The sequence below is a fragment of the 'Nostoc azollae' 0708 genome, from assembly GCF_000196515.1.
Classification (GTDB): Bacteria; Cyanobacteriota; Cyanobacteriia; order Cyanobacteriales; family Nostocaceae; genus Trichormus_B; species Trichormus_B azollae.
This window is the reverse complement of sequence record NC_014248.1, coordinates 1,827,279-1,848,517: the sequence shown is the minus strand read 5'-3', so window position 1 is coordinate 1,848,517 and position 21,239 is coordinate 1,827,279. Positions and strand designations below refer to the sequence as shown.

General features: G+C 39.2%; 16 protein-coding genes and 1 pseudogene. 10 read left to right on the top strand and 7 right to left on the bottom strand.

Annotated elements, in window-relative coordinates; genetic code table 11:
* Positions 1 to 482: 482 nt before the first annotated feature.
* The 6 genes and pseudogenes from AAZO_RS08465 (at position 483) to AAZO_RS08440 (ending at position 5,763) form a co-directional block, all read left to right on the top strand.
* The gene (locus AAZO_RS08465; RefSeq protein ID WP_013190922.1) at positions 483 to 1,406 is read left to right on the top strand and encodes an energy-coupling factor ABC transporter permease; all 924 of its coding nucleotides are present in this window, start codon (positions 483 to 485) and stop codon (positions 1,404 to 1,406) included.
* On the top strand, positions 1,399 to 2,049 hold the full coding sequence (locus AAZO_RS08460; RefSeq protein WP_013190921.1) for an energy-coupling factor transporter transmembrane component T family protein: 651 nt from the start codon (positions 1,399 to 1,401) through the stop codon (positions 2,047 to 2,049). The genes AAZO_RS08465 and AAZO_RS08460 overlap by 8 nt, the downstream gene beginning before the upstream one ends.
* Before the next feature lie 80 nt (positions 2,050 to 2,129).
* Positions 2,130 to 2,894: an energy-coupling factor ABC transporter ATP-binding protein gene (locus AAZO_RS08455; RefSeq protein ID WP_013190920.1), complete on the top strand. Its 765-nt coding sequence runs from the start codon at positions 2,130 to 2,132 to the stop codon at positions 2,892 to 2,894.
* Between the two features lie 121 nt (positions 2,895 to 3,015).
* Complete coding sequence (locus AAZO_RS08450; RefSeq protein WP_013190919.1) at positions 3,016 to 3,486, top strand: hypothetical protein; 471 nt, start codon at positions 3,016 to 3,018, stop codon at positions 3,484 to 3,486.
* 331 nt (positions 3,487 to 3,817) lie between these two features.
* Positions 3,818 to 4,471 (top strand): annotated as a pseudogene (locus tag AAZO_RS08445) (DUF1361 domain-containing protein).
* Between the two features lie 122 nt (positions 4,472 to 4,593).
* Positions 4,594 to 5,763: a baeRF7 domain-containing protein gene (locus tag AAZO_RS08440; RefSeq protein WP_013190918.1), complete on the top strand. Its 1,170-nt coding sequence runs from the start codon at positions 4,594 to 4,596 to the stop codon at positions 5,761 to 5,763.
* A gap of 289 nt (positions 5,764 to 6,052) precedes the next feature.
* Here the strand turns inward: AAZO_RS08440 and AAZO_RS08435 are convergent, their stop codons facing one another.
* The 5 genes from AAZO_RS08435 to AAZO_RS08420 form a co-directional block, all read right to left on the bottom strand.
* Positions 6,053 to 8,395 carry a putative PEP-binding protein gene (locus AAZO_RS08435; protein WP_013190917.1) on the bottom strand — a complete coding sequence of 781 codons (2,343 nt, stop codon included), beginning with the start codon at positions 8,393 to 8,395 and terminating at the stop codon, positions 6,053 to 6,055.
* A 241-nt stretch (positions 8,396 to 8,636) separates the two neighbouring features.
* Positions 8,637 to 8,792, bottom strand: coding sequence for a hypothetical protein (locus AAZO_RS42425; RefSeq protein ID WP_338027091.1), 156 nt, complete (start codon positions 8,790 to 8,792; stop codon positions 8,637 to 8,639).
* A 75-nt stretch (positions 8,793 to 8,867) separates the two neighbouring features.
* Positions 8,868 to 9,056: a hypothetical protein gene (locus tag AAZO_RS42420; RefSeq protein ID WP_338027090.1), complete on the bottom strand. Its 189-nt coding sequence runs from the start codon at positions 9,054 to 9,056 to the stop codon at positions 8,868 to 8,870.
* Between the two features lie 2 nt (positions 9,057 to 9,058).
* Positions 9,059 to 10,174 carry a DNA replication/repair protein RecF gene (gene recF, locus AAZO_RS08425; RefSeq protein WP_013190916.1) on the bottom strand — a complete coding sequence of 372 codons (1,116 nt, stop codon included), beginning with the start codon at positions 10,172 to 10,174 and terminating at the stop codon, positions 9,059 to 9,061.
* A 168-nt stretch (positions 10,175 to 10,342) separates the two neighbouring features.
* The gene (locus tag AAZO_RS08420; RefSeq protein ID WP_013190915.1) at positions 10,343 to 13,204 is read right to left on the bottom strand and encodes a cation-translocating P-type ATPase; all 2,862 of its coding nucleotides are present in this window, start codon (positions 13,202 to 13,204) and stop codon (positions 10,343 to 10,345) included.
* Between the two features lie 171 nt (positions 13,205 to 13,375).
* Here AAZO_RS08420 and AAZO_RS08415 point away from each other — a divergent pair, with 171 nt between their 5' ends.
* Both AAZO_RS08415 and AAZO_RS08410 read left to right on the top strand, forming a co-directional pair.
* Entirely contained in the window at positions 13,376 to 15,046 is a 1,671-nt protein-coding gene (locus AAZO_RS08415) for a transglutaminase domain-containing protein (protein WP_013190914.1), read from the top strand.
* 345 nt (positions 15,047 to 15,391) lie between these two features.
* Entirely contained in the window at positions 15,392 to 16,753 is a 1,362-nt protein-coding gene (locus AAZO_RS08410) for a hypothetical protein (protein WP_013190913.1), read from the top strand.
* A gap of 23 nt (positions 16,754 to 16,776) precedes the next feature.
* On the opposite strand, the gene AAZO_RS08405 is transcribed toward AAZO_RS08410, so the two are convergent.
* Positions 16,777 to 17,631, bottom strand: coding sequence for a PD-(D/E)XK nuclease family protein (locus AAZO_RS08405; RefSeq protein WP_013190912.1), 855 nt, complete (start codon positions 17,629 to 17,631; stop codon positions 16,777 to 16,779).
* 116 nt (positions 17,632 to 17,747) lie between these two features.
* On the opposite strand from AAZO_RS08405, the gene AAZO_RS08400 reads away from it, so the two are divergent.
* Positions 17,748 to 19,175 (top strand): phosphoglucomutase/phosphomannomutase family protein, encoded by a 1,428-nt coding sequence (locus tag AAZO_RS08400; protein WP_013190911.1) that lies wholly within the window; start codon positions 17,748 to 17,750, stop codon positions 19,173 to 19,175.
* A gap of 105 nt (positions 19,176 to 19,280) precedes the next feature.
* The gene (locus AAZO_RS08395; protein WP_013190910.1) at positions 19,281 to 19,550 is read left to right on the top strand and encodes a lipopolysaccharide assembly protein LapA domain-containing protein; all 270 of its coding nucleotides are present in this window, start codon (positions 19,281 to 19,283) and stop codon (positions 19,548 to 19,550) included.
* A gap of 83 nt (positions 19,551 to 19,633) precedes the next feature.
* Here AAZO_RS08395 and murJ read toward each other — a convergent pair whose 3' ends face one another.
* The gene (gene murJ / locus AAZO_RS08390; RefSeq protein ID WP_041642823.1) at positions 19,634 to 21,238 is read right to left on the bottom strand and encodes a murein biosynthesis integral membrane protein MurJ; all 1,605 of its coding nucleotides are present in this window, start codon (positions 21,236 to 21,238) and stop codon (positions 19,634 to 19,636) included.
* Position 21,239: the final 1 nt, after the last annotated feature.

Below are 21,239 nucleotides of genomic sequence, written 5' to 3'. Positions count from 1 at the left end.
GCCTTCTCTGTAATTTACCGTAATCTATGTAAATTATTGAGGATATGAAGTAGTATTTTGATCCTTTTGTCTCAATCAGGATTTACAGGATTTTATCTGTATTTTTTAACTCTCAATCAATGAAAAACATAATCATGCGATCGCATGATTATGTTTTTCATTGATTGTTATCTACTAAGTAGGCAGGCGGAAAAATCTATAACTATGTTATGGCGAATGCAGCAAAGGGGAATCAAGCAATTGTAAGGGTTTCAAGCAATTGACATTTTGTTACAAGTTATGTTTATTTGTGTCTACCTACTTAGATAAACATACAAATATTAACAGTGAAAAACATAAGTACAATATTCACAGTATTTTTTATCATAAATATTCCCTAAGTAACACCCAAAAAATCATTAAATAAGTCATTGTATAAACAAGAGAAAAGAGTAATTCTCTTGTTTAAATTAGTGTGAAAAAAGACAAAGACAGGGATTTTCATGCATATACCTGATGGATTTGTTTCTGTATCGGTAGCAGGTGCTACCAGTTTAGCCAGTGTGGTAGCTTTATTTATTGCTGTCAAGCGATCAAAAACAGCTTTTGGTATTCGTCGCGCTCCCATCTTAGGCTTAACCACAGCCTTTATTTTTGCCGCCCAAATGATTAATTTTCCAGTTGCAGGAGGGACTAGCGGCCACCTATTAGGAGGAACATTAGCCGCCATTATTTTAGGTAGTCCCTGGGCGGGAATATTATGTATTGCTACCGTATTAATTATTCAAGCTGTACTATTTGCTGATGGTGGAATTACCGCTTTAGGTGCAAACATTTTGAACATGGCAGTTATTGGAGTTTGGACAGGTTGGATATTAACCCAAACCTTACAAAAGCTACTAGGAAGTCCTCAAAAACGCTTGCCCTTAGTGGGAGGTATTGCCGCAGCTTTTAGTGTTGTTGCTGCTGCCATAGCTTGTGCAATTGAGTTAGCCCTATCAGGAATAGCACCATCTATAGTTGTTTTACCCACCATGACAGGAGTACATATTTTAATTGGCATTGGTGAAGGTTTAATTACTGGCGGTGTATTAACTTATTTAGCCACAACCAGACCAGATTTATTACCCGGAGAAGAACAAAGATTTCAAGGTTGGTTAGTTCCTATCGTGAGCGTTTTTTTAATAGCTGGTGTACTTTCCCTATTTGCTTCCGCATGGCCAGATGGTTTAGAAAGAGTTGCCGAAAGTTTAGGTTTTATTAATTTAGCAGAAGTAGTGAGAGTCAATATACCTACCCCATTTGCAGATTATGGAATTCAAGGTTTAGGACAAATAGGTACTAGCATTGCTGGGTTTTTAGGCTCAGGGTTATGCTTTGGTGTGGCTTTTGGAATTGCCAAATTTGTGAAAACAAATAATGTTTAATCTTTCATTACCTTTAAGATTGCAACTGTCCCTAATCATTGTCATTGGGACAGCGTTGTTAAAATATCATGCTTGGTATAACTTAATTGGATATGGTGCGAGCGCACTTATTTGGACTTGGTCTTTACAAGTACCTATTCCCAAATTAGGCCGTTTACTAGGCTCAGAACTAATTTTCCTTTCTCTAGTAGCCCTACCTTTGGGATGGGAACGAGCTAGTTTTTTGCTTCTCCGTTCCGTCATTTGTCTCATTACCATGAACACTTTTTTATTGACCCTACCCCCTCACAGTTTTGGCATTGCCTTGAAAAGTCTACCCATACCTACAGGATTAAAAGAGAACCTAATCCTAGCTGGACAATACTTAGAAATATTACTCTCAGAAGTAGCACAAATGCAGCGCGGCGCACAACTACGTGGTCTAAATAATACAGGACGATGGCTACGTTATGTCAGTACATCCATGATTGGTGCATTATATTTGCGTACCTTAGATAGAGCCGAAAGGGTATACACAGCAATGTTAACTCGTGGTTATAATGGAAAATTACCCCTAGATTCACCCCTCAACCCCAAAGAACGCTTTATCCTAATAATAGTGGGAGTAGTTGGGACTTCTATCACTGTCAGTTCTTATTTATAGGTTTAGACTTCCTATCCCAAACAACAACTGTCTAAACAAGATACCCCACAGAAAACGGTTAATATTTTGAGTTACTAATCTTGACATCCTTAACTTCTCATCCCCAAATTTCCATTTCCCAACCGCATCAATCTGTAGTTGAAGTACAAAATCTTGTATATGCCTATCCTGACCAACAACCAGTATTAACAGAAATTTCCTTTACATTAAATGTAGCCGATCGCGTCGCCTTAATTGGTGCAACCGGTTCAGGAAAAAGCACACTCCTAGAAAACCTCATCGGACTCAAACAACCCCAAAGCGGTAAAATTACCATCAATGGTATTCCCATAGCCCCAAACACCCTACCCCAAATTCGGCGACAAATAGGTTTCAGCTTCCAAGATGCCAACGACCAATTATTTATGCCCACAATCTTAGAAGACATCACCTTCGGTCCCCGTAACTATGGTATTTCCCACGTAGCAGCCAAAGATAAGGCACAGCAAATATTAGCTGAATTTGGACTAGAACAATACGCCCACCGTTCCGCCTACGAACTTTCCGGAGGACAAAGACGACTAGCGGCTCTAGCAGCCATCTTAGCCCTAGACCCAGCCATTCTCATCTTAGACGAACCCACCAACGGACTAGACCCCGCCTGGCGAAGACATTTAGCCCAAATATTATTAAAATTACCAGTGCAAGTTATATTAATAGCCTCCCATGATCTTCACTGGTTAGGAAAAGTCACTCAACGCGCCCTCGTCCTGTCAGGTGGTAGCATTCAAATAGACAGCCATATTCAACCATTGTTAAAAGATGGCACAAACTTAGAAAGATTCGGTTTACCAATAGATTGGTAATTCGTAATTCGTAATTATTGATTTTCTACCCTGCACCCTGACTAATACCAAATGTCTCATAACTAGAAACTTGCGCTAATATAAATGCAATTTTACTGCTGTTGAGATAGATCTATTTATTGTGTGTAAGTATACCATTATTGCTCCTCTGAGCCTGAGTATTGCTTTGTTAATGACTGGTTGCAGCGAGAGTAAAATCTCCCAGTGTCAACGATTGGTTAAAGTCGTTAATCAAGGAACTTCTTTGATTGACAACAATAAAGGAAAACAAGTAACAACCAGTTTGCAACTATCCAAAGATTTGCAAACTGTCACCAAATCAATTCAACACTTAAAATTAATAGACCCCAAACTCCAGGAATTACAAACCAGTTTTGCCAAAGTTTTTGATAATCTCAGTCAAGTCATTGGCAAAGCAGGTAAAGCTCTTGGTGCAACCAAGACAGCCGAAGCATCCTCCGCTGGTAGAGAAAAAATCCAAAAAGCCAGAATAGATATTGATTCAGTCCTGACAGCCGCAGCAAAAACCGTTGGTAAACAATCAGATACCTTCGGGAATAAGCTGAATGAATACTGTAGTCAAACACAATGAAGAAGTAGGTGGATTTGAATACTATATAAGTTAAGAATAATTATAGGTTGGGTGTCACTGTCGCTCTACCCAACAAAATCCTAAAAATATTAGTTTACCCTAGATTAAGCTGCTCCGCTTCTACATTCCTTAACCAAATTCTTTAACCAAATTTACGTAATTTAAGCAGCGTATTTAGGGATTGAGTGACACAAGCCCCCGGATTTATCTGTGGAATCAATCCAAAATATGATGACAGCTTTTTCATATTAAAACATAATCACTAAGTCGCTGGACAAATTTACAAGTACTTTTTATTCCCTATTTCCTTACTCTGAGAAGTTATTTAGATATGAAAGCAGAATTGATTGAATTAATAGCCAAATTTACCCAGGTATTACAAATCAATATGCGTTGGATGACTTGGAATTTATTTCTGGCTTTTATTCCTTTAGTTTTGAGTGTTTGGCTGTTTCGTACCAAAGGCGGACGCTCTTGGGTTTAGTGGCTTGGTTTCTTAATTTTCTATGCTTTTTTACCCAATGCACCTTATTTACTAACTGATATAATTCATTTGATAGATGATATCCGCCGAATTCAATCAGTATGGATAATTACATTAGTATTATTTCCTGTTTATTTCATAGTGATTCTAGCTGGACTTGACGCTTATGTAATTTCACCTATAAATTCAGGTCATTACTTGCATCGTATTGGCAAGAGTAGATGTATTTTTGGCATTGAGTTGATAACTCATGCACTCAATGCTATAGGTATTTATTGGGGAAGGTTCTTCCGCTTCAACAGTTGGGATTTTATTACTCAACCAGATGCTATCCTGACTATAGGAGTTGAGGAACTTCTCGGTAAACAACCTTTGGTAAGTATGACTATCACCTTTGTGATTCTTTGGGGATTGTACTGGCTGATGAAACGAGTAACTTTAGGGTTCATGAATAAAAATATCACTTCACAATCTAATCCTCACATTCCCAAAGCTGGCTAATTATCCATCTAAAGAAGGGAATATAAATGGGTAATTGTTTATCAGAAGAAAGATGCCAAAATACCACGTCTAGGTTTGAAATAAATCTAGATTATGCAAGTTGATGGACGTGGTTTAAATATATGGCTATATTGTCTATTGATGAACTTAAAATATTAGTCGCAAATCCCCAACCCCCCTGTGTATCTCTGTATATGCCTACACAAAAAGCAGGGGCAGAAATCCGACAAAATCCCATTCGCTTCAAAAATTTAATACGGGAAGCTGAGGAACAGTTAGATGCGCTAGGAATACGCCATACAGAGGCGGTGAATTTTCTCCAGTCGGCAATGGAATTGGATAGAGGTGATTTCTGGGAACATCAAGATGAGGGATTGGTGGTTTTTATTGCCGAAAATCTTTTTCGTTACTATTGCTTACCAAGAGACTGTTCGGAATTAGTAGTTGTGGGTCAGCAATTTCACGTTAAACCCTTGCTACATTTAATTAATAACGATGGTAATTTCTACGTTCTGGCTTTGAGTCAAAAAAATGTCAAATTTTTTGCAGGGACAGGCTATAGTTTCAACGAAGTTCAAGTAGAAAATATGCCACAAAACTTAGAAGCAACTCTTTTAGAAGATGTGCTACAAAAAGGTGTACAACATCGCATTGCCAAATCTAAAGGGGGAACGTCTAATCCTTTTCAACACCCAGGTTCATTTCATGGACAAGGAAGCCCTGATCAAGATAGGCATCTAGCAGATATCTTACAATTTTGTTACGCTGTTGATACTGTATTGCATGAAAAATTAAGGGAGGAAAAAGCGCCTTTAGTATTAGCAGGAGTTGAGTATCTATTCCCTATTTACCGACAAGCAAATACTTATCCCCATTTATTAGCAGAAAGTATTAATGGTAATCCAGAAACTATCACCTCAGAACAACTACATGATGAGGCTTGGCGAATTGTTTCACCTTCATTTCAAGAAAATAAAAGGGTAGGAATAGAACTTTATGAACGATTAGTTGGTGAAGATACTGGAAGGGCTACTAATAATATCAAAGAAATTATTCCAGCAGCTTACTATCACCGAGTTGATACTTTGTTTGTATCGGTATCTGAACAGAAATGGGGGAAATTTGATTCAGAAAATACGATTGTGGAGTTACACACCGAACCAGAACCAAATGATGAAGATATGTTAGATTTTGCTGCTGTTCACACGCTGTTAAATGGTGGCAGAGTTTATACTCTTGAATCTCAATATATGCCAAATGGGTCAACAGTGGCAGCAATTTTTAGATATTGACTGATGAGTGGTGTGTTGTTATTTTTAGACAATGCACCATTATAAAATAAAAACCTAATATATTGAAATTACAATACAACTTTTCAATCTTGCTACATCATATTTACATATTCCCCTAGTTTATACATCCGATAGGCAATTCGATCAATTTGATTTCTAATCTCTATTTGTCTAGGAGAAAAACCTTCGAAATCTGCTCTACGTACTTACTGTGCCACTCTATTTGCAACCACTTCAATACTGGTTTTTCTCTGGTCTTGATGAGCAGTTAAAAAAATACTAAAAGAATTTACAAACTTCCCAATTGCTTCCGTGCTGCTGCTAAAATTAACCGTTGTTCAGCACGAGCGATCACACCATAAGTCCTCTCCACAGCTTCTGGTTCTACAGAAATAGAAGTAATCCCCCATTCCACCAACTTATCAATAATTTCTGGATAAAGAACAGGTGCTTGACCGCAGATTGAACAAGGAATGCCTCCATCTTTAGCCATCTTAATTAATTGTGCGATCGCACCCATCACTGCTGGATGACGTTCATCAAATATTTTGGCTAATTCTCCTTGCTCCCGATCTACTCCTAAAATTAATTGAGTTAAGTCATTTGTGCCTATAGAAATACCTGCTACACCAGCTTTAATATATTCAGGTAATAAAAACAGCACACTGGGAACTTCTGCCATAATCCATAATCGAAAATGGCAATCTTGAGTTAAACCAGCTTCCTCAACTTTACGACGACAAAAAATAAACTCTTCCACCGTCCGCACAAACGGTAACATCAAGTTAATTTTACTAAAACCAGCTTGTTGTACAGTTGCTAAAGCCTTCAGTTCTAATTCGAAAATTGTGGAATTGCGTACATAACTTAAAGTACCTCTTTCCCCAAGCATAGACTGTAGCAAAGAAGATGAACTATCATTCCATGATGACAAATCAGGCGATCGCCAATCCAAAGATCGATAAAAAACTGGTCTTGGTGCAAAAGAACAGGCAAATTTCCTGATTTCTTGTGACCATCGTTCTAATAATTCCGTCTTTTTTCCATCCAAAAGCCAAGCATGGGGATTTTGTCCCTGCAAAATATTTAACACCATCAATTCTGATCGCAACAATCCCACCCCATCTACAGGTAAATTTTGCACTTGCGAAATCAGGCTAGACTGACTCAAATTAACCAGTAGTTGAGTAGAAATCATCGGTATCTGAGGAGTTAGCAATGTAAAATAGCTTTTGGATTCATTCCCTCTGCTCATCTGCTCATCCACTCCCCTGGTTTCTTCCCCATCCTCTCTGTGAGGATAAACTTCACCTCTGTCACCATCGAGTAGTAATCGTTCCCCTGTTTGAATCAGATTTGTGGCACTTGTGGCACTAACTACAGCTGGAATTCCCAATTCTCTTGATAAAATTGCCCCATGACTCGTTAATCCACCCCGTTCTGTAACAATTCCTCCCACTTCATGCAGTAAAGGCAACCAATCGGGAGTGACAGATGGTGCAATTAAAATTATTCCCTTGGGTATGTGTTCTGGCTTTTGTTGGGAATTAGTAATTACATAAGCATTAGCCATTACCCTACCTCTAGATGCTCCTATTCCTTTCACAAATTGGAAATTGGTAATAACAGATTGGGGATGGCTAACTTGAGTAATATAGAATTCGGGGGTTTTCTGATCTTGAGCAAGACTCCATTTGATCTTTACCTTTGTACCTAGTTCACTAACTAATTGATTTCCTAAGATAATTAGTTGTTGTAGGTATTCTTCTGATAAAGCATACTGTTTTCGTTCATGCTCACTCAGTACATAAGTAGATAAACAGTTGTGGTCTTTCATCAAAAATGATGTAGACTGAGATTCCTCAGCAGTTACCACTGTAGGATCATTAACCCGATAGGCGATAATTTTATTCCCCAATTGTTGTTCTTTGACAACTCCAGTTTTTTCATGGATGTAGTAAACATCTGGTAATACTTCCCCGTTAGTAATTGCTAATCCTAATCCCCAAGTGGCTTCAATTTCCCATCCTGATTTGTTGGTGTGCAATAAACCGGAGGCGATCGCATTCTCCACAGGTTGCACTAATACCGCTAAATTAATTTGTTGTACATTAATGCCTACACGCTGCCAATACAGTAAACTTCTAGCACGAAACAACTGACTCCAAGTTAATTTTAATGCTTGTGCAATCGCCTCTTCATTACAAGCACAAAACACCGACTCCAATAAACCAGATATATTCTTCTCACCCTTGCTAGTATTGGGTAATGCCAGACTTGGACGCAAAATTAAACTATTGTTTTCCCATTGTCTAGCAGCTTCAAAAATTCCACTTACCCAATCAGGTGCTACACTAGCCGTGATAATTTCCTGACGCAAGCGGCCAGCCACCTGTTGAAGTTGTCGCCAATTCTCTACATCTAAATGTAATGAAGAATGAGGTAAGTCCGCAACTAATGCCTCTGAACTATTTAGGCTGTCTAGAAATTCTTGCAAAACTTCCCCAGATACAACAAAACCCGGCAGAACAGGGTAGCCTCGTTGTTTTATTTTACTCAAATAAAAGGCTTTCTCACCCACTTTGGCGCGATCTTGGAGTTTAATCTGGTCAAGCCAGTAGAGTTTATCCACTCAATTTCTTAGGTATCATTTATTCAGGTATTAGGTCTCAGTTGTCAGTTATCGACCCACTGACCCTATGGTAAAATAGAAATGCTGTATTTTTTCATTATGCCGTACTGTACAGTCAGTTTAAGTTCTGCATTAGGGTTATGAAACTTAGCTGCGTAACAGCTTATCACAGAAAGTGCAGAAGAACTCAAGCAGATGCTAGTAGCACAAAGATAAAAATATCAACTGAATGCCCCATGCCCTATTCCCTGTCAAATAAAACTAATGGTTTGATAAAAATTTCTTCGTCTGGTCTGGTTTGCAAAATTGATTTGACTAGATCAATAAATTCTTGATCCCTATCATGATCATTTTTCACTATTTTACTAGCTGCATAAAAACTGATATCATCAATCACTAGTTCATTAGTAATGCCTGTCTTTAAGATTGGTTATTTACTACAGCAAAATAGAGATTTACCGCGCAATGTAAATTAAAACCAAGTAATTTGTTGATTATTTAATTCAAAACACATATCAAAATAAGGTTCTCCTCCTTGAAACCAAATTTTCTTTATAAATTCCTGGGAAATTTGTTTCAATAATTTTGGTTCAATCGCTCTTAAGGAAGCACCTAAAGATGCTATCTTATTTTTATCTAAAATATGGTTTCTATAATTCATCTTTAATTTATAATTTTTCCTGTTCGGACATATAAAATCTGTGAAGATTTTAACCACTGAGAATCGAAAGCACCTAAATGAGTGGTAGTGATTAGGGTTTGAAATCGCTCTTGGATCGCATCAAGTAATTGATTTTGGCGAAATGGATCTAACTCAGCTAAGACATCATCTAAAAGAAGTAATGGGGATTCATTAATTACTTCTTCAATTAATTGTAATTCGGCTAATTTTAAAGCCAGAACTAAAGTTCTTTGTTGTCCTTGAGAACCATATTGACGTGCAGGTTTCTGATTGATGCTTAATTTTACTTCGTCGCGGTGAGGCCCCACTAAGGTAGTGCTTCTGTGCAGTTCAGATGCCGTTCGCTGTTGAATTTTCCCGAGAAAAGCTTGCTGCACTTCTTCTGCATGGTTTTTTGCTAGGGGTACATTAGGAGCATACTGGATTTGCAGAACTTCTGTACTACCACTTATACTAGCATGCCAACCTGCGGCGATGGGTGCTAATCTTTGGATAGCTCTGTCACGTCTGATAATGAGTCGTGTCCCTGCAGTGACTAACTGTGCATCCCAAATGGAAAGTTGTGACTCTTGACTCCTAACTCCTGACTCCTGACTCTTTTTCAAAAAAGCATTACGTTGACGTAAGACTTGATTATATTGCTGCAAAATGTGAGCATAAACTGGTTCGAGTTGGATTAAAAGGGTATCTAACCAGTTACGACGATTTTCAGGACTTCCCCTTACTAATTCTAAATCTAAACTGGAAAATTCAACTGCATTGAGAACGCCGAGGAAATCCATTTGGCGGCGGACTATTTCGCTGTTAATGGCTACACTCCGGCGAGCATGACGGTGTAAAGTTAATGTTAAGTCACTTATGCCTAGGGCTCGTTCTAGAGTGGCATTAATTTGAGCGATTGCATCTCCATCTCTAATTAAATCGTGATCGCGTGCCAATCGGTGTGATCGCAATGTTGCCAACAATTCTACAGCCTCCAAAAAATTCGATTTTCCCTGAGCATTATTACCCACTAAAATAGTTTTAGGTGCAGTAAACTCAATTTTTTGGTCTTGGTAATTGCGAAACTGTCGGAGGTGTAGAGTTTTGAGATACATATACAACAATTAAAACTTAAAAAATTTTATTGTAGGAATTTTTTAAAAAATTAAAAATGAAAACCCTTTGTAGAGGTTTAGTGGTGCTAAACCCCTAGTAAATTCTGAATTCTTAATCAACAATTAAAATCCACAAAAGTCGAACTTTGAATTTTGAATTTTGAATTTCTAGACACTCCTTTTGCCCATCAAACGGAAAAATATTTTTTCTCCTTCAATCCAAACAAACATCAAGGCGCTAAAACCAATACAAACTAGTAACTCATCTAGAGGTAGGTAATGAGTGCCAAAAAAAGCTTGTAGAGGTGGAACATATACTAGCATCAACTGTAAAATCGTAGTAGCCACTACAGCCCCCAATACGAATGGGTTAGAAAAAGCATTCATCTCAATTGTGAGTTGATTATTAGAACGAATGGCGAGCGCATGACCCATTTGAGCAAGACACAGAGAAGTAAAAACCATTGTTTTCCAACGTTCGGGATCTAGACCTTCTGCTGTGGCGGTTCTGACGTGAAAATATGCCCATTCCATCAGAATAATTGTAATGATGGCAAACACAATGCCAATGCGAACTATGTAAGAACCTAAACCCCTGGCAAAAATGCTTTCACGGGGACTAAAAGGAGGACATTGCATTACATCTAGTTCTGGAGGTTCTACAGCTAATGCTAAGGCCGGTAAACCATCTGTTACTAAATTCATCCAGAGAATTTGCAAAGGTGTGAGGGGAACACCTCCCAATCCCAAAATTGGTGCAGCAGCGATGGTGAGAACTTCACCAATATTACTTCCCAAGATGTATTTAATAAAGCGCCGAATATTGGTATAAACAACTCTACCTTCTTTAGTAGCGGCGACAATGGTGGCAAAGTTATCATCTAACAGCACCATGTCGCTGGCTTCCTTACTCACATCTGTACCAGTGATACCCATAGCAATCCCGATATCAGCTTGCTTCAAGGCTGGTGCATCATTAACACCATCCCCTGTCATGGCGACAAATCTACCGCGACGTTGTAGAGCTTGAACAATTCTGAGTTTGTGTTCTGGAGAGACTCTGGCGTAAATACTAACTAAATCAACTTTTTCCTTCAGTTCGGTGTCACTCATGCGTTGCAATTCTTGCCCGGTGAGGACTCTAGCATCTGCATCAGCTATACCCAAGTCTACAGCGATCGCCCGTGCCGTTAATTGATGATCCCCAGTAATCATTACCGGACGAATACCTGCCTGACGACATTCTTTTACAGCATCCCTCACTTCTGGGCGTGGTGCATCCAGCATTCCCACTAAGCCCAACCATACCAAATCTTGTTCAGAAATATCCTCAGAAGCTTCGGTCGGTACATCTGTGAGAGGTTTATAGGCAAAACCCAACACCCGTAAACCTTGACTCGCCATGTAATCATTGGCTACCGAAATTTGAGTGCGTTGTTCTTCGTCGATGGGGATGGAGCGATCGCCTAGATATATCCGATTACAACGTGCCAAAGTTAATTCTGGTGAACCTTTAGTAAACATTAAATATGGTTCAGATTCTAGAAACCCTGCTATTAGTGGGTCAACCCCACTCATGGCTGGATCAACTGTAACAACTTCCTCCACTTGACAAATTACACTCATGCGTTTCCGTTCTGAGGAAAAGGGGAACTCAGACACGCGGGGTAATTTACTATGCCATTGATCTTTTTCAATCCCAGCTTTACCCCCCAAAGTCATTAAAGCGCCTTCGGTGGGGTCTCCTAAAATTGCCCATTCTCCAGCTTCTTTTTGCAGCACAGAGTCATTACACATAGCACAAGCAACTAACAAAGCCGATATTTCTGGATTTTCATCTGGGTCAACTTTTTGGCCATTTAACTGAAAATCCCCAACAGGAGCATAACCTTCTCCTGTGACTCGGAAATTTTTATGATTGGTGTAGACTAACTGCACCACCATTTTATTTTGAGTCAGAGTCCCGGTTTTATCAGAACAGATGGTAGTTACAGAACCGAGAGTTTCCACCGCAGGAAGTTTACGAATCAAGGCGTTGTGGCGCACCATCCGCTGGGTTCCCAGTGCTAGAGTAATAGTAATTACGGCTGGTAAACCTTCAGGAACTACAGCCACCGCCATACTCAGAGAAACTTCTAAAAGTTCTTGTAAATTGGTAAAACCCCTGGCTTGGATAATACCACCGACTAGCACAATCGCCACTAGCACCAAAGAACCTGTCACTAACACATTACCAAGTTGAGTCATGCGCTGTTGGAGAGGTGTAGGTTCACTTTCTACCGACTGCAACATTGTGGCAATTTTGCCCAATTCCGTTGTCATGCCAGTATTTGTAACAAGAACCTTAGCCCGTCCTTGGACTACTTCTGTTCCTTGAAAAACTAAATTAATGCGATCACCTAATGCCGTATCTTCTGGCAATGTGAGTTTTGCCTGCTTATTTACAGCTTCAGCTTCACCTGTCAGTGCTGACTCCCGCACTTGCAAATTAGACTGTTCTATTAAGCGTCCATCCGCAGCTAATTGCACACCAGCTTCCAGGAGCATCACATCTCCTGGTACTAGTTCCTTACCTGGCACATCCGCCAGTTTACCATCACGGATAATGCGGACTAAGGGAGAGGATAGTTTTTTTAGTGCTGCTAGGGCTTTTTCCGCACGGCTTTCCTGCACATAACCCAGAATGCCATTTAAAGACACAATCGCCATAATTGCAATTGTGTCTTTAAATGGCACTTCACCAGTTCTTAAGGTGCCTTGTTGCCAAGCCATAAAATCTAAAAAACCAGAAATTAGGGCGACACCGATCAGCATCAATAACATAATGTTAGTGAACTGATCTAGCAAAATCTCCCAAGGGCTACGGCCGCCCTGTTCTTCTAGTTCATTGAGTCCGTATTTTTGTAAACGTTGTTCAACTTCTTGGGGTGTTAAGCCGCTGTCTGCATTGCTATCAAGCAGTTCTAAAGCTTTATCAACTTCTAAACTATGCCAAACTGCGGCACCTTCAGGTAAAGAATGAGCAGACATCGTGTAGGTTACAGGAAATGGTTACAAAATTTGATCATAATTGAGTAATGCCTGGAATTCCATTAACCAAAGTTACATTGGGGACTGGGTCAGTTATCACTTATCGCTGTTCACTGCCTCTTGCCTTTTCCCACTCCCCAGTCTCCAGTCCCCAATGACCAATAAAGTAATATGAATTCTGCACTCCCTAGTTTGACTGTTAGCCAGATGTTTGGGCAAAAAACAATCCGACCGCTTACTGCTGCTACGATTTATGGTATTGCTTTCATCAAAGATAGACTTATTGCTATCGACACGATTAAAGGTCATCTGTTGGAGATTGACCCTATCTCTGATAACAGTAAAATTCTCAATCCTCACCAAGTCAAGGAATTTCAGGACGTTACTGGTTTAGCAGTGTGGGAAGATACACTGTGGATCAGTCGTCGTAATGGCATTTATTTGTGTAACTTTACCTCCTTGGGTCTGGAGCACTTTGTTACTTTGCCTTATGCTGCTGATGGTGTTGGTGTTTGGGAATCGACGATTTATGTTAGCTGCCAAAGACTAGCCTCTATTATCGTTTTCGACCGCGATACACGCAAAGAAATTACTAGATTTCATACTCCTGGTGTTGGTATAGAAAATTTAGCTGTTAGTCAGGAAGCTTTGTGGGTTTGCGATCACACTGAACAAACAGTTTATTCTATGGATCGGGCAACTGGAGAATTTCGCTTTAGTGTTATTACACCTTTTGCTTCTCCTACAGGTATCGCTATTCATAGCCAAGACGCAACAGGCAAGGATATTCTTTATGTTTCCTACTCCACAGAAGAGCCCTATATCCGTGATAACCCCAATGCTGACCCTAGTCATGAGCTAACATACCGAGATATCACTTTTATTCATCCCCTGTATTATCATTACGAGCCAGATAAACGCTACGCGCTATCTAATGGTTATCTGGTAGAAATGTCCTATGTAGAGGAAATTTCTCCCTTGGAGGAGGTTTATTTACCTAATGTAGAATGGCGTATCGCGCTACCATCAGAAACAGAACGCCAAAAGGTCAAACAAGTTGAACCGATTGGTTTACCCTTCACAGAAGAAATTATTGATGGACAACGGGTAGCCGTATTTAAGTTTGATTCTCTCGCTCCCGGAGAACGTCATATATTTGGCTGGAAAGCACTTTTGGAAGTCCGGGGTATTAAGTATCGCATCACTCCTAAAGATGTAGAAATTCTGCCTGAACTGACACCAGAACTACAAACGCGCTATTTAGTAGATGATGATGATTTAGCAATGAATACTGCTATTGTCAATCGTGCAGCCCGTGAAGCGGTCGGTTCGGAAACAAATATATTGCGAAAAATGTACAGTATCCGCAACTATGTTTATGATGAGTTGTCTTATGGGATTAAACCCTATATAGATACGCCAGATATCGTTTTAGAACGGGGAGTCGGTTCATGTGGCGAATATGTAGGAGTATTATTGGCTTTGTGCCGTTTGAATGGCATTCCTTGTCGGACTGTAGGTAGGTATAAATGCCCCCCCTATGGTGAACAACAGGGAGTTCCGCTGCAACCCGATTTTAATCATGTTTGGCTAGAGTTCTATATCCCCAGTTTTGGTTGGGTGCCAATGGAATCAAATCCTGATGATATAGGTGATACTGGTCACTATCCCACACGCTTTTTTATGGGATTATGTTGGTATCACGTTGAAATTGGAAGAGGAGTCACTTTTGAAACTTTAACCAGTAATGGTGATCGGTTAACAAAAGAAGACATATCCATTGGCGACTTGGCCATTAATCATATTCGGTTTACAATTCTTAAAGAATTACCACCTTTTTAATTTGGAAATTCGGAATTGGGAACTTGTAGCTGGTAATGAGGTATTAGGTTAAGCATTGGTGAATTTGTTGCAAATTCCTCTCTTGGTGCAAGTTCCCTACCTCCCTTAATCAAAAATTTAAATTGAGGCAGCAAAGACTTATGTTCGCTTTAACGAGAAAATAAGTAATCTTTCGGCTTAACCTATAAGATATTGATAAGAGATTCTTCCATATATTTATGGATACTTATGGAGAATATAATTCAGTTAAGTATTTCTTAGACCGTATAAAATCGGTTGACAAGCCTAGAGTTGTGTACAAAAAATGACTTAAATATTATGCCAGTTTGTAAACGGTAATCAACGGTGAAAAATTGGACAAGTTCTGAATCTGAAAAAACTGTAGAACAAACACGATCTGCAAAAGTGCATGGTCGTAGAGGACAACACTTACATAATTATCATGACTGTTATCAAGAAGAACAGTTAATATATCATCATTTACTTCATTTGGTACAAATGGAATCTCCAGACCAAATGATTGAAAGGTTTCGCGCTCTATTTATTGAACGTGCTAATTATCCTGAGCCGGAAATTATCCCAATTTTAGACAAAATTACCGCTTCTAAGACAGCAACTGAGGATTTTAAATTCTTCCTCAACCGTTGTTGCCATATTTTAATTAACCGTTGGTATATACAACCCCAGTTGCATTACGCAGTTGTTGATTTGATTAAATTATTTGATACACCATTTAGCAGATTGGCAGGAATTTCTTTCCGTCTGCGAGAAATTAGGCGCTTGCGGGAACTATTAAGTATTTTTACCGCGAGTGATCAGTATATAATCTTGCGGCGATTTACTCAATTAGTGAATCCCACTCATAACTTGAATGGACGCACCTATAAGCAGCCTTTGGTAAATTTAATCAGTCGCTATCCTTATTTATATGAGCATTGTTTAATTAGTGAAGATTCTACTTTTGAACAACAAGAAACCGTTAGAAGTTTTCAGGTACAGGTGCAAAAAAAATTTGAAGTTGATCTGTCGCGCTACGTAACTTATAAAGTCAGGAGTGTGCATATTTCTCAGAAATATTCACCGTTTGAGGCGCATCGGATTTTACAACCTGTGAATAATCCTACATTATTGAGCGATCGCGATCTCCACAGTACCTTGAGGTACTTTATTGGTAAAAGTGAAGGTAACTATACTTATCAAGAAAAAGCGCAGCAGTTCTTAAAATATAGTAGTCAAACTACCAAATTTCATGATTTTAAGGATGATTTATATGATTATCTAATATCATCAGTTGATGGACAATATGGCAAATGCCTATTTAATCAACGTTTATATAATCATTTACAAAATACATTACCCGATGCTAATGATTTAATACCTAAAGATTTCTTACTTGTGAGAACTTGTTGTCAATTATTAAATTTTCTAGTTGTCAACAGCCAAGCATCACCACAACATTCAACTTTTCTAGATTTGATTAGTAATCAAGGTTCTTTGCCAACCATTGGTTTGTTGCTGAAAGTTGTGTTAATTTGTCGTAAAGTTAAACCATATTTAGAAAAAAGATTTGCAATTTTGTTTAACCACTATGAAACCGCTACTACGGATGGTGTTGATTGGTTAGTGGGAACATTAGAACAATTAAATATTGCTATGAGTATTCATTTTGGCGATATTGATTTATCATTTTTTAAGCAATTTTGTTGAAAGTTGAGACTAAGTTTAGCGAATTAAGAACGATTTTTAGTAATTGGCATGGACAGGGATTTATCGAACTGAAGATGAGAGAATTCACAGATTGAATTAAATGGACAGAAATGGCAGTGATGTCCAGGATTAGGGGGAAAAATTTTGCTAAAATTACTGCTTTTAGCTTGATATTTCTGTAAATCTAGTTGGTGCTTGTAAGCTATATTAGCCAACTCAGATTCTAGAGATGCTAACTCGTTATTATTAATAGTAATTAATTCAGACTTTTGACAAATTTCTAAATTATAGAATGACGCTACAGCAAGTTTTCCGGGATAAAGATAACGGGCTGCTAATAAATAAACTAATGCTTGTCGTTTATCAAAAGCAGATTTACCCGTTTTAAAATCTAAAATATGTAAAGTGCTATCAGACTCGATAAATACACAATCCATAGCCGCATATAAACGAAAGCAATAATTAGCTTGTTCAATGACAATTGGTTTGGGAAATCCTTCATCACCAGACGTTAATTGGATGATCCGTTTACCCAACAGTAAAGGCGATTTTTGATATTTTTGTAAAATTTGTAGTACCCGTTGCTTGACTTTAATAGTAAAATTACTTAAGTTCAGTAACTGGGCCACTTTTTCCACACCATCGGACTGAGTTAACCAATGTAGATGATGATGAAACTCATACACACCTTTTTGGGCAAGTATGCCAATGTGTTGAGGTGGAGTAGCTTTTGCTAATAAGGCTTTAACTTCTGGTTCATGTTGTCTAGCTTTAATAAATCCTCTTCTCATTTGGCAATGCCAATGTTCTTGCCCTCTAGCAGGGGCAACTAAAGACCAAAGGTGGTAACTGGCAAAGGGTCTATCGGGGGTTGACATTGCTCAGGTAGAGTGAGAGAAATTACCTTGGGGATACTTGCGGCACAGTGGCTGTTCCACAGGCTTTGCGGGATGCTTCCTAATAGTAATGATGATGCACGGGAGAGAGTGGCAAAATGAGTAACCCTAGCAATTCAGGTAAGATAAAATTTGGTACTGATGGATGGCGAGGTATTATTGCCGATGATTTTACTTTTCCCAATGTGCGGAAAGTAACCAGGGCAATAGCTAGCTATCTGGAAACTGCCTATAGCAAGGACAGACCAGTTTTAATAGCCTACGATACACGGTTTTTAGCTGACGAGTTTGCCCGTACATCTGCCGCAGTGCTGGCAGATTTGGGTTGGAATGTGAAAATTACTGATCGAGATTGTCCCACACCAGTAATTGCCTACAATGCGCGTCACCTCAATTCCGCAGGGGCGTTGATGTTTACTGCTAGTCATAATCCTGCACCCTATTGTGGGATTAAATATATTCCAGACTATGCTGGGCCTGCTACTCCAGAAATTACTGATACTATTGTGGCAAATATAGAAACTGCATCCGATGAGTTGCCCGGAAGTAACCCATCAGGTACTATTTCTATTTTTGATCCTAAGCCCGATTATTTGCATTTCATCTACACCTTGCTAGATGTGGAAAAAATTAAAGGTGCGAATTTAAAGGTTAAGTACGATGCTCTCTATTCTACCTCTCGTGGCTATTTAGATGAGGTGTTGGAACATTGCGGTACTCAGTTAGAAAGTTTCCATATTTGGAGGGATGTACTTTTTGGCGGTGGTATGCCTGAACCCAAGGGGGAACAGTTAGTTGAGTTGGTGGAAGCTGTTAAGACTGATAAGGCTGATTTGGGTTTGGCAACTGATGGGGATAGTGATCGCTTTGGTATTGTTGATGAACAAGGTAATGTTCTTACTCCTAATACAGTGCTGTTAGTTTTAGCACGGCATTTAATAAAAAACAAGGGTAAAACTGGCGCAATTGTTCGCACTGTGGCGACTACTCATTTGTTAGATAATTTTGCGGCTAAATATGGTTTGCAAATTTATGAAACTGCTGTTGGTTTTAAATACATTGGTGAAAAAATGCGGGAAACCGCTGTTTTGATTGGTGGTGAGGAATCTGGTGGTTTAAGTATTATTGGCCATATTCCTGAAAAGGATGGTGTTCTAGCCGATATGCTGGTGGCTGAGGCGATCGCTTATGAAGGTAAGCCTTTGAGTCAGTTGGTGCAGGAAGCGATCACAGAAGCTGATGGTCCTTTGTATAACAACCGCTTGGATTTACACCTTACTGAGTCTCACAAAAATGCTGTGATTGATTCCTTCACCTTAATGCCTCCTTCCGAAGTAGCAGGAATTAAGGTGAAGGAGGTGGGACGTAAGGATGGCATTAAGCTGTATTTGGAAGAGGGTAGTTGGGTATTACTGCGTCCTTCTGGTACAGAACCTTTGGTGAGGGTGTACATGGAAACTAATTCACCGGAAAAACTTAGCCAGATTGCAGCGACTATGGAAGCTGAAATTGCTAAGTTAGCATAATAGGTGACAGGTGACAGGTGACAGTGAAGAAGGGAAAGAATTCAGAATTGAAAATTCTTGATCCTGATTCCTGACTCCTGACTCCTAAATTTTTATATATAAATTATGAAAAGTTTTGTGAACTTAGTGATAGCGGTAATTATAGCTGTTTGGGTGATGACGATCGCGCTGATTTCAGTACAGAATGCTACACCTGTATCTTTACGGTTTTTGGGGTTGCAATCAATACACATGCCTTTTGGGTTGGTGTTGGCATTTGTTGTGGCTGGAGGTTTGCTTACTATGGCAATTTTGCAGCCTCTTTGGGGTTTGGGTGAGTTGAAATCTAGAGTTGATGAGGAAGCAGATTTTTTTATTGATGATGAGGATTTTTAGGGTGTGTTTCATGCAAAGAGGCAAAGAGGAAGAAGAGAGATTTTTTGTTAGTCGGTTAAAACCGACTTTTGCTTTTAGGCAATCTACCTCTTCAAAAACTTCTGCCGCATCTTCACCACAAAACTATTAACCTCTGGTATCCTCATCATCCCGGCAATAACCGCAAATACAAAAATTCCCACCGCACCGGAAAGACACAACTCAATTATTAAAACTACTAAACCCTTATTCCCGAAAACCTGCTGACAAGCAACCAAAGTCCCATAACTAGCCACTCCAGCCACCACACTACCAGCAGTTAAACCCAGAATTGGTAAACTCCATTCCCGGAAAGGCAAACCGTTCAATTTGCGATTTAACAACCACAACAACATTAAAATTGAACTGCAATTTACACTAACTGTAGCTAACACTAAACCAGGCGCACCAAAGGGTTTAACTAAAATAAAATCTAACCCAGCATTGAGTAAAATATTAAAAGTGCTAATTCTAAAAGGTGTTTGTCCATCACCTAAAGCATAAAATACCCTTACCAAGACATCACGAACTAAATAGACAAACATCCCAATTCCATAAGCAATTAATAAAGAAGAAACTAACTCAGTAGCTTCTTGTTTAAATGCACCACGTTGATAAATTAACTGCACAATAGGCTCAGACAGAGCTATCATTAATGCGCCCAAAGGTAGCATAGTGACAGCAGTTAATAAAAGTCCTTGCCGAATGCGTAACTTTAAATCAGGCCAGTTTTCTGGTTCTGCTAATTTGGCAAATATAGGTAATAAAGGCAGTAAGATAATATTAGAAATAATTCCTAACGGAGTTTGTACTAATAAATTGGCATAGTTAAAACCTGCTGCTGCACCTTCAATTGGACTAGCAAAATATAAATCTGTAGCCACATTAATCGGCATCATTCCCGAAGAAACTGTTGCCGGAGTCATGATTTTAATTACTTCTTGAACAGCAGGAGATTTGAAATCGAATTTCAGTTTTAATGAACCTAAACCTAACCGCCACTGTACGATTAATTGTACTCCCCATTGCAGAATTGCACCAGCTAAAGTTCCCCAAGCTAATATCATGCCACCGATTAAAGCGTATTCTGGGTTGATGATATCTTTGCCATATTGCAAAGCTAAAATCCCAATACCTGCAATTACGGTAATGCTGGATAATAAAGGACTAATTGAAAGTAGCCAATATTGATTTGCTGCGTTGAGAGTACCGAAAGCAATGCCGATTAAACCGGAGAATAAGGCCATGGGAGCCATTATTTGCAGTTGACGAATCGCCAGCGCTCTCGTGGTAGGCTCTAAACCATAACCAACTATATCAATAATTGGTTCTGCCAAAAAAATCTGAGCGACTGTCACCACCAAGAGCAAACCACTGACTAGAGTTGTGATAGTTTCTACTAAGGGTGCAGCTTCCTCCCTTTTACGCTTGGCTAAAACACTAACAATGGCACTGTGTAGGGGACCATTGACACCACCTAATAAAATTAACAGAAAACCAGGGATAATGTAGGCATAACTATATGCAGTAGCAGCAGCACCAACACCAAAGGCAGCTGCGATAGCTTGTTGTCTAATTAAACCAAATACTTTACTAAGTAACGTTGCTGCGGCAACAATACCAGCAATACCGGCGAAAGAACGAGATAGTTTTTCTTCTTTTTGTGTCACG